This window comes from Nitrosomonas marina, from assembly GCF_900111605.1.
Classification (GTDB): domain Bacteria; phylum Pseudomonadota; class Gammaproteobacteria; order Burkholderiales; family Nitrosomonadaceae; genus Nitrosomonas; species Nitrosomonas marina_A.
In genome coordinates this window covers 1-12461 of the sequence record NZ_FOIA01000022.1, presented here as the reverse complement: position 1 = coordinate 12461, position 12461 = coordinate 1, and the positions used below count along the sequence as shown (strand labels likewise).

The window sequence follows — 12461 nt, the reverse complement described above, 5'->3', positions numbered from 1 at the left end:
ACATGAGTCACTTCGGATAGTTCTTATGCAGTATTTAGTTGCCTCTATACAATTAACTGGTTATTCCCAATTTTAGTATTTCAGCACTATGAAAAAAATTGATAAGGTGTTGCTATGGGTGACACCACTCATTGCTATTCTGGTTGTCGTCAACCAGTTCTATCGTGTGCACAGCTTTGATTTATCTACCTGGCAAGGTGGCGGTTTTGGAATGTTTTCATCCGTAGATACCATTGATTCACGTTTCTTCAAAGTCTACTTGCATGTCGGACATGAAACCATTCCGGTACAGCTCAAAGATGAATTCAACGTACCGGCCACCATTGCACGCGCTGAACCTACCGCGGAAAACCTGGAAAATCTTGCGCGGCAGATTTATCAGGCTAACTGGATTCATTCGGGAACATTTACTTCAGATCCACATAAGCAAGACAATTACCGGCCGGTTCTGGTCTACATTCACAAAGCACATATTGAAAATACAGAACAGCTGATTAACATCGAGGGTGTTGTTTTAGAGTTATGGAAGACCCGATTCGACAGTAAAACCAGCACCATTAAAACTTACAAATATACCGAATATGCCTACCCAAACAACCCGTCCTGAGGCCATCAGTTTAAAAGCTTTTCTGCATCGTTTAACCGCGATGCAACCTTTGGATATCATACCGTTGTTAGTTTTATTCATCTTGCTGTTTTATGGTTATAACACCTGGTTTGCCAAGATTGCTACCATGTTTCTGGCCATAACCGCATTACTTTACCGTGAATTATTACGTGATCCCCGCTATTGGTTTGCGTTTGCCTGCATCAGCGGTTTCTCAATACTGTATCACTGGCATCCGGTTGACAACCACAAATTTCTTTTGAGTTATGTCACGATCATGCTGTTTTGCGCATTCTCCGCCTCGCCAGCCAACCAGTTGAGGATTATATCGGGCAATGCACGTTTACTGATTATTTTGCTGATGGGTATGTCTGTTTTTTGGAAGCTCTATTCCAGCGACCCTTACCTGGACGGTTCATTTTTTGAATATACTTTCATCGCCGATGAACGCTTTGATGTGTTCCTCGGCTTTTTTGGCCTAGACATGAAACAGCTGGCCAGTAACCACGTGGCTGCTTTTAATTTGAAACAGGCCTACCTTGACCAGGATTTGAGTTCCATCGAAGTCTATTCTCCGCCATTGCTGAAAACCCTGGCGTGGTTAATTGGTTGGTGGGTCGTCATTATCGAACTGGTCATTGCAGCTTTTTTCATGTTCCGCACTCCATTAATGGATAAGCTGGGGCATTGGTCGCTGTTATTGTTCATTGTGACCACTTATGTGCCTGCACCTGTCTATGGATTCGGGTGGACGCTCAGTGTGCTGGGGTATGCCGTCAGTCAGACATATTGGAAAAACTACGGCCGCTTGTATCTGATGTGCATACTATTGCTGATTATTTATCAAATCCCCTGGCGTATGGTAATGCCGATTTATTAGAAATACCGGCAAATCATTCATATGACAATAAAAATCCCCAATAACGCCCAATTATTTCAACACCCACTGGTATTGTTCGATGGTATCTGTAATCTATGTGATCACACCGTACGATTTATCATTAAACGCGACCGGAACGAAGTATTTCGTTTTGTCCCGTTACAATCTACACTTGGCAAGGCATTATTAGCCCAATTCGGTTTTCCGTCGAATTACCGTGACAGTTTCGTGTTCATTGACAATGGCCGCCCCTATATCAAAAGTACCGCTTTTATCCAAATCAGTAAGAAACTGCAAATGCCCTGGCCTTTATTTTCATTGACTACTATAGTTCCAAAAATCCTGCGCGATTATATCTACAATAAAATCGGACAGAATCGCTATAATTGGTTCGGCCAACATGATTACTGTGAGACACAACCCGCAGAAATGAGTCAGTACTTTCTGACTGAGCTGCCCCAGGAGTACACGGATTTGTGTTGATAATTGATAATATATCTTAAAACGTTGATGGCCAGCTTTGCACAACAAATGCACTTCTTGCGCTCGCCATGTTTGCCTTGCGTGCATGTGCAATGGATAAGATGCTGAGTGGCATCAATTTGCCGCATATTTGAAGAATGGGAATGGATATTACATGGACTAACGAGAATATATTTTCGGAAACACCTGCTCCTGAATTCTGACCCCAATATCTATTAATCAATGTCAATGATATAAGCGTTATCTATCGGCTACTTTAAGGCTATTTACGGCTATTTACGGCTATTAATATATTGCGTTTCGGCTAATTTAGAGCCATATTTCAGCTATGAGCTGGAAACCCAAATATACTATTACAGACAAGCTGCTTTCGACCATGCGTGAAATTGGTGAAGCGATTGTCGAAATCAAAAGCTTTGGCATGAACCAAAAACACTGGCACGTTTGGAATTGGAGGCCAGAGAACTATCGTCTTATGCTTCAACCAGTATTGAAGGCAATCCGCCACCCTTAACCGATGTAAAAAAACTGTTCAAAATCAGGAAAGTGCATATTCGTGATACTGAATGCGAAGAACTTAACTACAATAAGGCATTACAAACACTTTATACCTTGGTGCGTTCTGGAAAATTTACGCTCAACCTGAAAACAGTTGAAAAAATACAAAAACAAGTTGTTGACAGATTGTTGGGCAATCCAGATGATTGCGGCCGTATCCGCACAAGCAACGGTCATTATTCGTAATCCACGGAAAATCGATGAAGTTTTGTTTATCTCACCGGATGTCAAAGATGTCACAGTTTTGTTAAATAAATTAAACGATTTTGTGAACAAGCGCATATGTAAAATCGACACTATTATTTGAACCGTTGCGCGGGTTTTTGCAACATATTCTGCAATGATAATCACCGAGTGCTCTTTCTGGATTTGTTGACACAGATAAGCAAAATCCCGCAAGTTCTGCGGCCATTTGTTCTTGCTAGAAAAAGACTGGCCGAGATTGCAATACAGTTTTTGTTTCAACCGCTATAACCGTGTATCGGGTTTAATTGCTAAATATGATCTGTAGATTAATGAATATGTGGATTTACAAAATGAATGTGCAAAGTGATTAAAATAATTAATAAATAGACTTGACGTTTATTCTATGAAAATGCAGTTTTGTCGCTGTTGATATAAAAAAATCATGCTTCCATTTAGATGGATTTATCACGCAATATGTCAGTACATTGTTGTATATTATCGTATTTTAAAATGTTAGAAGTATATGGTTATTAGTAAATCTAAACTTGTTGTCTGTTTGTGCTTGAGTTGGGGTATTGCTAATAGTTACCATGTAGTGAAACGCACAAAAATAATAAAACAATGATACAAAACACAAACAACCTGGCCGCCTACATCTGGAACTTAGCGGATCTATTGCGTGGCGATTTCAGACAAAGCCAATATGGCCGCGTGATTTTGCCGTTTACCTTGTTACGCCGCCTGGAATGCGTGCTGGCGCCCAGCAAAGATGCTGTGCTGACCGAATATGAAAAAGTCCGGCATATGAATCTGAAGGAAGAAGCACAGGAAAAATTCTTGCTCCGTGCCGCCGGCGGTTTGGCGTTTTACAACACTTCCAAAATGGATCTTGCCAGATTGGGTGAATCCGATATCAAGGATAATCTGGAATCCTACATCCACGATTTCTCCAAAGACGCCCGCGAGATTTTTGAATACTTCAAATTCGGCGAGTTTATCGGCCAACTCAACGACGCCAACCTGTTGTACAAAATTGTCCAGAAAGTCAAATCCATGGACTTAAGCCCCAAGGTGATTTCAAACCATGAAATGGGGCTGGTGTTTGAAGAACTCATCCGGCGTTTTGCCGAAAGCTCCAACGATACCGCCGGGGAACATTTCACCCCGCGCGATATTGTGCGCCTCACCACCGCGCTGGTGTTTATGGAAGATGACGATGCGCTCACCAAGCCGGGCATTATCCGCACCATCTATGATCCCACCGCAGGCACCGGCGGTTTTCTGTCTGCCGGGATGGAATACGTGCATGAATTAAATCCGCAAGCGGTGATGCGCGCCTTTGGCCAGGAGCTTAATCCCGAAAGTTACGCCATTTGTAAAGCGGACATGCTGATCAAAGGTCAGGACGTGACCAACATCAAATTGGGCAACACGTTATCCAATGACCAGCTTTACGCCAATAAATTTGATTACATGGTCTCCAATCCGCCGTTTGGCGTCGACTGGAAAAAGATCGAAGGTAATATTAAAGACGAACATATCCTGAAAGGTTTTGACGGCCGTTTTGGCCCCGGTTTACCTCGAGTTTCCGACGGCTCGCTGTTGTTTCTGCTGCACCTGCTCAGCAAACTCAGGGATGCTTCACAAGGTGGCGCGCGCATTGGCATCATCCTCAACGGCTCACCGCTGTTTACCGGTGGTGCCGGTTCCGGCGAATCCGAAATCCGCCGCTATATTCTTGAAGCCGACCTGCTGGAAGCCATTGTCGCTTTGCCCACCGACATGTTCTACAACACCGGCATAGCCACTTATGTGTGGGTGCTGTCGAACAAAAAATCCAGCGAGCGCAAAGGCAAGGTGCAACTGATTAACGGCGTCAATCTCTGCGGCAAAATGCGCAAATCTTTGGGGGCCAAGCGCAATATCATGGATGACGAAGACATTGCTGTTATTACCCGCTGTTTTGGACGCTTTGAAGCCATCGACCATCAGCAACTGGACAAACCTCAGGAACAAAAAAGCAATCGTGGCCGCCAGTCAGACAACGTAAAAACTGAAGCGCCGAAAACCTTTGCCAGCAAGCTATTTGCCACGCATGAATTTGGTTACCGCCGCATCACCATTGAGCGCCCGTTAAGAGAATCCTATCAGTTCAGTGATGAACGCATTGCCGGGTTACGTTTTGCCCCAAAACCACTCACGGCACCCATGCAATGGATTTACCAGGAATTCGGCCAGCGCTGGACAGACGACGCCGACTGTCACAACTACGGCGAATTAACCGAACACCAGGACACCATTCGCAACTATGTCAAAAAACATTTCACCGACCTCAAAGAAAAACAAATCAAAGACCTGCTGGACAAAAAAACCTGGCAAAGCCAGCAACAAATCCTGCACAAGGCCAAACAACTGCAACAAGCCATCGGCACCGCGCAACATGATGACATGAACGGCTATGAAGATGTCCTGAAAGCCGCATGTGATCAGCAGGGTATCAAACTCGACGCCAGCGAGAAAAAGCAAATCACCCATGCCGTCAGTTGGAAGAATCCGCAAGCGGAAAAAGTCATCAAAAAAATACACAAAGGCAAAGCCAATCTGATTTATGGACTATTTGAAGTCAACGGCAAAACCATCGAATATAAAGCCGACGGCGACCTGCGTGATTTTGAAAACGTCGCGCTTGATCCATCAAAAACCGTCAATGAAATTAACGAAGCCTATTTCGCCAAAGAAGTGCAGCCACACGTCCCGGACGCCTGGATAGACGCCAGCAAAAAAGACGACAAGGATCAGCAGATTGGTATCGTCGGTTATGAAATTCCGTTTAACCGGCATTTCTACGTCTATCAACCGCCACGAGATCTGGCGGAAATTGATGCGGATTTGGATAAGGTGAGTGCTGAGATCATGCAGCTCTTACAAGAGGTACATGTGTGATGGACGGGAAGTATCGGGCCTATCCAGAATACAGGGAGTCCGGCATAAAGTGGCTGGGAGAAATGCCAAAATACTGGAAGCTAAGAAAGTCGAAGTATTTGTTTAATAGGCTTCAAAGAGACGTTAGACCAGAAGATGGCGTAGTAACAGCTTTTCGTGATGGACAAGTTACACTTAGGTCTAAAAGGCGTATTGACGGTTTCACTGAGTCCATCAAAGAAATTGGTTATCAAGGAGTAAGAAAAGGCGACCTGTTAGTTCATGCGATGGATGGTTTTGCTGGTGCAATCGGAGTTAGCGATTCTGATGGCAAATGTTCACCAGTTTGCTCGGTGTGTGTTCCAAATAAGCCAAATCAGATTTATATGCCTTATTATGGCTATTTAGTAAGGCAATTAGCTGTCACAGACTTCATAACGTCTTTGGCTAAAGGTATCCGAGAACGTTCGACAGAGTTTAGGTTTAATGAATTTGCTACTCTAGAGTTAGCGTTGCCTCCGCTGGAAGAGCAACAAACAATCGCCAACTTCCTCGACCACGAAACGGCCAAAATCGATACCCTGATCGAAAAACAACAACAGCTCATCAAACTGCTCAAAGAAAAACGCCAGGCGGTAATTAGCCATGCCGTCACCAAAGGCTTAAACCCCAATGCCCCCATGCGCGATTCAGGGGTTGAGTGGTTGGGTGAAGTGCCAGCGCATTGGGAGTTACTTAAAGGAACATATATAGGAAGATTATTTGGTTCGGAATCAGTTTCAGATGATGAGGTTATGCCTCAAGGGGAGATACCATTTATAAAGGTTTCCAATTTATCTGTCGATAGCTTTGACCTCGAAGGGTTAAACTTTTTCGTGGATAACCCACCTGGAAGAAAATTAAAAACTAGATTTAATTATATTGTGTTCCCAAAACGTGGAGCTGCTATTTTTACTAATAAGGTTAACATTGTGAAAGTAGATTCAATAATTGATCCTAATCTTATGGGCTGGGAGATTGGAGAAAAGGTACGCTCAGAATATATTGCACACCTTTTAAAATTAAGAGGTCTAGCGGATATTGCTGATGTATCAACGGTGCCACAAATTAATAATAAACATATAGAACCAATAAAGTTCCCGATTCCACCAACGCAAGAACAAGAAGGAATTCTAAAATACCTTAATATAGAAACCAGAAAATTCGATCTACTAATTAAAAAGTCAAAGTTAGCGATTGAATTAATGCAAGAACGCCGCACCGCCCTAATCTCCGCCGCCGTCACCGGCAAGATTGACGTTCGCAACTGGCAAGCCCCGGAACAAAACCCCGCTGACAAGGAAGTTGCCGCATGAGTCTATTCGGCGGCGACAAGGCCAACGAGTTTACTTTTCAAAACGACATCATCCGCCAAATGCTTTCCAATGGCTGGTTGTTGGGCAAGCCGGAGAACTATAATCGTGAGCTGGCTTTATATCCCGAAGATGTGCTGGGCTTTGTCAAAGAAACCCAGGATGCGCAATGGTAACAGTGCTGCAAAATTTATCCAAACAATCCCGAACAAAAGTTTTTACAACGCGTCGCCGCGCAGTTAAACAAGGCCGACCCCAAGGCGGCGAATACCGAACTGCGTATGTTTGGCACGCTGGATGTGGTTACGTCATGAATTAGATGAGTCGGCAATAAATGAGGATTACTCGGTAATTCAGTTGGGAAACGAGAAAATTATAGTATGACGATTACACCTGAGCAAATTGATCTGTGGCGTAGTGTTCGTTCTGAAACGCAGAATCTGGAATTTAAAGAAGCAAAAACACAATTTGATAATACAAAGCTATATAAATATTGTGTCGCGATTGCTAATGAAGGTGGTGGCTATCTGGTTTTAGGCGTTGCGAATAAGCCGCCGCGAAGCGTTGTTGGGTCGGCGGCATTTAATGATTCGGTTACTATGGCTGCCAAGCTCTTTAATGCAGTTGGTTTTCGTGTTGAAATTGAAGAAGTTCAGCACCCAGATGGAAGAGTTGTAGTTTTTCATATTCCTTCCAGGCCAAAAGGGACGGCCTATCATTTTGAAGGTTCCTATCTTATGCGCTCTGGTGAAGAATTAGTGCCAATGAGCGAAGATCAATTGCGGAAAATATTTGCTGAAGGCCAGCCCAGTTGGTTGGAAGAGATTGCTAAAAGGGATTTGAGTGGCCAAGATGTCATCCAACATTTGGATACACAAACTTTCTTTGATTTGTTAAACCTGCCATATCCGACAGACCAGGTTGGAGTGCTTCAGCGGCTTGAATCGGAACAACTTATTCGTTCAACTAATGGTAATTACGCAATTCTAAATATTGGCGCTGTATTACTTGCTAAGAATCTACGGGATTTTGAAGGCGTCCAGCGCAAAGCAGCTCGGGTTGTGGTTTACGCGGGTCATTCAAAGTTGCAGACGGAATCTGATATTACTGGTGAAAAAGGCTATGCAGTTGGTTTTAAGGGATTAGTGCAGTATGTGATGGGAAAACTGCCCCAGAATGAAGTCATTGAAAATGCAATCCGAAAGGCGGTGAAACTTGTTCCAGAGGTAGTGATTCGAGAATTAATGGCAAATGCATTGATTCACCAGAGCTTTGAGTTTACGGGCATGTCGCCTGTTGTTGAAATATACACTGACCGTGTTGAAATTTCGAACCCGGGAGAACCTGTTGTTCCAGTTGAGCGCTTTATTGATGGTTATCAGTCACGTAACGAGAGGCTGGCTGACATAATGCGTCGTTTTGGAATCTGTGAGGAAAAAAGCAGTGGTATAGACCGGGTTGTAGAAACAGCAGAATTTCTACAATTACCTGCCCCAGATTTTTTGGTAGAACATCAAAGAACCGTTGTGGTGATATTCGGTCCCCGGGATTTCCGCGCAATGGACCGCAGTGACCGAGTCCGTGCTTGTTATCAGCACTATGTATTGCAATGGGTGTTACGAAAGAAAATGACAAATCAGACGTTAAGAGATCGATTTGGTTTGTCTGAACGTAGTGGTAATTCAATTTCGCAGATTATTTCTGAAGCAGTTCAGCAGGGATTGATTAAGAATGACCCAAGTGCGCCTGATTCCCGAAAATACGCGAGGTACATACCTGCATGGGCTTAGTTTTATTTCAATTTGTCTGTTGTACCTGGGCATGAAATTCCGTAAGCAATTGATAAATTATGTATATCTTATTTCATTACAACCGGAAGATCGTAGAAACCGAAATTAACCGGAAAGTTGATTTGTGGTCTGTAAAGGACGATTGAAACATGGGTAAGGAAAATGAATTTACCTTTCAAAACGATATCATCCGCCAAATGCTTTCCAATGGCTGGTTGTTGGGCAAACCGGAAAACTACCATCGTGAACTGGCGTTGTATCCCGAAGATGTGCTGGGCTTTGTCAAGGAAACCCAGGATGCGCAATGGCAGCAGTATTGCAAGATTTATCCGAACAATCCCGAACAGAAATTTCTAGCGCGCGTTGCCGCGCAGTTAAACAAGGCCGACCCCAATGCGGCGAATACCGAGCTGCGCACCTTTGGCACTTTGGGTGTGTTGCGTCATGAGTTGCGTGATCGCGGTACGCGTTTTAGTTTGTGTCAGTTTAAACCTGAACATGAATTGAATCCCGATACTTTGGCGCGGTATCAAAAAAACCGTTTGCGTGTGGTACCGGAGTTGGTCTATAGCCCCTGGGTGACGGACGCGCATTTTGCAGAAACCGGCGCCAAAGCCAAAGCCTGGCGTATTGACCTGGTGTTATTTGTGAATGGCCTGCCGGTCGCAACGCTGGAATTGAAATCCGAGTTCAAACAGGCGGCCGAGAATGCCATCAAGCAATACAAAACCACGCGCTTGCCCGTTGACCCTGCCACTAAAAAGCCTGAGCCATTATTGACCTTCAAACGTGGCGCGCTGGTGCATTTTGCGGTGAGCCAGTATGAAGTCGCCATGGCTACGCGACTGGAAGGGGATGAGACATTCTTTTTACCGTTTAACAAAGGCACCCAAGACGGTGGGGCGGGCAATGAGGTACCGGCGGATGTTAACCAATACGCCACGGATTATTTGTGGAACGAAGTGTTGTTGCCCGATAATTTGTTAAACATTCTCGCCCGCTATGTGCATTTGCAGATTGAGGAGAAAGAAACCTGGGAAGGGCGCAAATATAAGCAAGAAACCATGATCTTCCCGCGTTATCACCAATGGAATGTGGTTAATAAACTGATCAGCGCCGCACGCACCGAAGGTCCCGGCCACAAATACCTGATTCAACACAGTGCCGGTTCCGGCAAGTCCAATTCCATTGCCTGGACGGCGCATCAATTGTCCTCCCTGTATGGCGAGGATGGTAATAAACAGTTTGATTCGGTGATCGTGGTCACCGACCGCACCGTGCTGGATGCCCAGTTGCAGGATACCATTTATCAGTTTGAACATCAGGACGGCGTGGTGGCGCGCATCAATCGCCAGGAAGGCGAAGGTGCCAAATCGGAAAAACTGGCCACGGCGCTGGAAACTTCCCAGCCGATTATTATTGTCACCATCCAGACCTTTCCATTCGTGTTAAAGGCGATTGAAAGCAGTGTCAGTTTAAAAACGCGCCATTACGCCATCATCGCTGATGAAGCGCATTCTTCGCAAACCGGCGCTACCGCACGGCAACTCAAAGAAGTGCTGATGACAGATGCCAGGGAGGATGACGAAGAAGAACTGACGTCAGAAGACATCTTAGATGCGACAGTGGCTTCACGTCGTGCCTCCACCAATTTGAGTTATTTTGCTTTCACCGCTACTCCCAAAACCAAAACTCTGGAATTGTTTGGCCGCTTGTCCAATCCTGCCGAGCCGCCTTCCCGTACCAACAAGCCCGAAGCCTTTCATGTGTACAGCATGCGCCAGGCAATTGAAGAGGGTTTTATATTGGATGTGTTGAAGAATTACACCAACTATAAGGTGGCCTATAATCTGGCGTTGAAGGTGCAGGCATCCGACCAGGAAGTGGAGAGTAAAAAGGCCAGGATTAAGCTCAACCAATGGATGCGCCTGCATGACTACAATATTGCACAAAAAGTGCAGGTGATTATTGAGCATTTCAAAGATAACGTCATGGGCCTGTTAGGCGGGCATGCCAAAGCCATGGTGGTGACCGGATACCGCAAAGAAGCGGTGCGTTACAAACTCGCGTTTGATAAATACATTGCCGAAAAAAATTATCAAAAGATACACGCCATGGTGGCGTTTTCCGGTGAAGTGGTATTCAGCGGCAAAGACCCGAATACTGACGGCCTGTTGGGCGAGAAATTTACCGAAAGCAACATGAACCCAAATCTCAAAGGCCGTGATATGCGCAAGGCGTTTGATTCCGACGATTATCAAGTGATGATTGTCGCCAATAAATTCCAGACCGGTTTCGACCAGCCCAAACTCTGCGCGATGTACGTGGATAAAAAACTGGGCGGGGTAGAGTGCGTACAAACCTTATCGCGTTTAAATCGCATTTATCCCGGAAAAGCGGAAAGCGGAACCTTTGTGCTGGATTTCTTCAATGACCCGGACGATGTTCTTGCTGCATTCCAGCCTTACTACCAGACAGCGGAACTGGCTGATGTATCTGATCCCGACTTGATCTTTGATTTGTTCGACAAACTCCGTGCGGCGGGTATTTTCCAGTGGCAGGAAGTCGAGCAATTCTGCCAGGCATTTTTTCAAAAGAATAAAAGCAATGCCGCGATTGCCAATATCTGCAAACCTGCGGTACAACGTTGGCAAAACCGTTATCAATCCGCCATCGAGGCCTATCGCCAAGCCAAAGGCATGTTTGAACGTAGCAAGAAAACCGGTGATGCTATTTTGATAGCCAATGCAGAAAACAGCTTTAAGGAATGCAAGCAGGAAAAAGATGCGCTGGAAATCTTCAAAAAAGATTTGGGTAGTTTTGTACGCTTTTATGAATTCATGTCGCAGATCGTCGACTACAACAACAAGGATCTGGAGAAACTCAGCCTGTACGCCCGCAACCTGCGTCCAATGCTGCGTGAGGCAGTGATTGAAGAAGAACCTATTGATTTAAGCAATGTGATGCTCAGCCACTATCGGCTTGCCAAAATCCGCCAGCAAGACCTGAAATTAAGGCAGGATACGGCTGAATATCAATTGATGCCAGGCGACAGTGTCGGTACTGCGAGAGCAAAAGACAGCAAAGAAGAATTCTTGTCACAGATCATCAGCCGATTGAATGAGCTTTTCATCACCGACCATCTAACCGACAACGACTTGGTCAATTACGCCTACACCATCCGGGACAAAGTCAGCGAGAACGCATCAGTCATGAACCAGATCGCCAATAATACGCCTGAGCAGGCCATGCTGGGCGACTTCCCCAAAGCGATTGACGACGCCATTATGGACAGCAGTAGCGCACATCAAAATCAAATGATGCAATTACTCTCTGATCCTGCCAAAGCTGCAGGGTTTGCCAAAGTAGTGTTTGATTTGTTGAGGTTAACGAAGTGAGTAAGTTATATCCTACTACGCTTTTGGAAAAGATGTCGGTATCGGCAGTAGAGTTTGGAGATCTCTACGCTTCCTGGGGTGACGGAACATATTGACTCGACTCTAGTCTTTATTAAAGTAGTTAACTCGGCAATATTTTTCAGTTTTAATGTGCATGTGCAAAATAATAGGTGCTGAGGGAAAGTTATTTGTAAGCGTTTAGCCCCACCATATATAAATTAGAAATTGAACTGGTTATCCTCGAATATTTTCACAGGAGGATGGCCGATGACAACACATGAACAA

At 44.8% G+C, this 12461-nt stretch carries 9 protein-coding genes; all 9 read left to right on the top strand.

Annotated elements, in window-relative coordinates; translation table 11 throughout:
* Positions 1 to 88: 88 nt before the first annotated feature.
* The 9 genes from BMY62_RS10500 (at position 89) to BMY62_RS10465 (ending at position 12176) form a co-directional block, all read left to right on the top strand.
* Positions 89 to 607 (top strand): hypothetical protein, encoded by a 519-nt coding sequence (locus BMY62_RS10500; protein WP_090659408.1) that lies wholly within the window; start codon positions 89 to 91, stop codon positions 605 to 607.
* Positions 582 to 1487 carry a hypothetical protein gene (locus BMY62_RS10495; RefSeq protein ID WP_090659405.1) on the top strand — a complete coding sequence of 302 codons (906 nt, stop codon included), beginning with the start codon at positions 582 to 584 and terminating at the stop codon, positions 1485 to 1487. The genes BMY62_RS10500 and BMY62_RS10495 overlap by 26 nt, the downstream gene beginning before the upstream one ends.
* A 21-nt stretch (positions 1488 to 1508) precedes the next feature.
* Positions 1509 to 1970 carry a thiol-disulfide oxidoreductase DCC family protein gene (locus BMY62_RS10490; RefSeq protein ID WP_090659402.1) on the top strand — a complete coding sequence of 154 codons (462 nt, stop codon included), beginning with the start codon at positions 1509 to 1511 and terminating at the stop codon, positions 1968 to 1970.
* Between the two features lie 444 nt (positions 1971 to 2414).
* On the top strand, positions 2415 to 2714 hold the full coding sequence (locus BMY62_RS10485; protein WP_090659399.1) for a Fic family protein: 300 nt from the start codon (positions 2415 to 2417) through the stop codon (positions 2712 to 2714).
* A gap of 621 nt (positions 2715 to 3335) precedes the next feature.
* On the top strand, positions 3336 to 5657 hold the full coding sequence (locus tag BMY62_RS10480; protein WP_090659396.1) for a type I restriction-modification system subunit M: 2322 nt from the start codon (positions 3336 to 3338) through the stop codon (positions 5655 to 5657).
* Entirely contained in the window at positions 5657 to 6991 is a 1335-nt protein-coding gene (locus BMY62_RS10475) for a restriction endonuclease subunit S (protein ID WP_090659393.1), read from the top strand. Before BMY62_RS10480 ends, BMY62_RS10475 begins: the two co-directional genes overlap by 1 nt.
* Positions 6988 to 7164 (top strand): hypothetical protein, encoded by a 177-nt coding sequence (locus BMY62_RS16155; protein WP_177170357.1) that lies wholly within the window; start codon positions 6988 to 6990, stop codon positions 7162 to 7164. The genes BMY62_RS10475 and BMY62_RS16155 overlap by 4 nt, the downstream gene beginning before the upstream one ends.
* Before the next feature lie 204 nt (positions 7165 to 7368).
* Positions 7369 to 8778 carry an ATP-binding protein gene (locus BMY62_RS10470; protein ID WP_090659390.1) on the top strand — a complete coding sequence of 470 codons (1410 nt, stop codon included), beginning with the start codon at positions 7369 to 7371 and terminating at the stop codon, positions 8776 to 8778.
* A 149-nt stretch (positions 8779 to 8927) separates the two neighbouring features.
* On the top strand, positions 8928 to 12176 hold the full coding sequence (locus tag BMY62_RS10465; protein WP_090659387.1) for a type I restriction endonuclease subunit R: 3249 nt from the start codon (positions 8928 to 8930) through the stop codon (positions 12174 to 12176).
* The last annotated feature ends 285 nt before the right edge of the window (positions 12177 to 12461 follow it).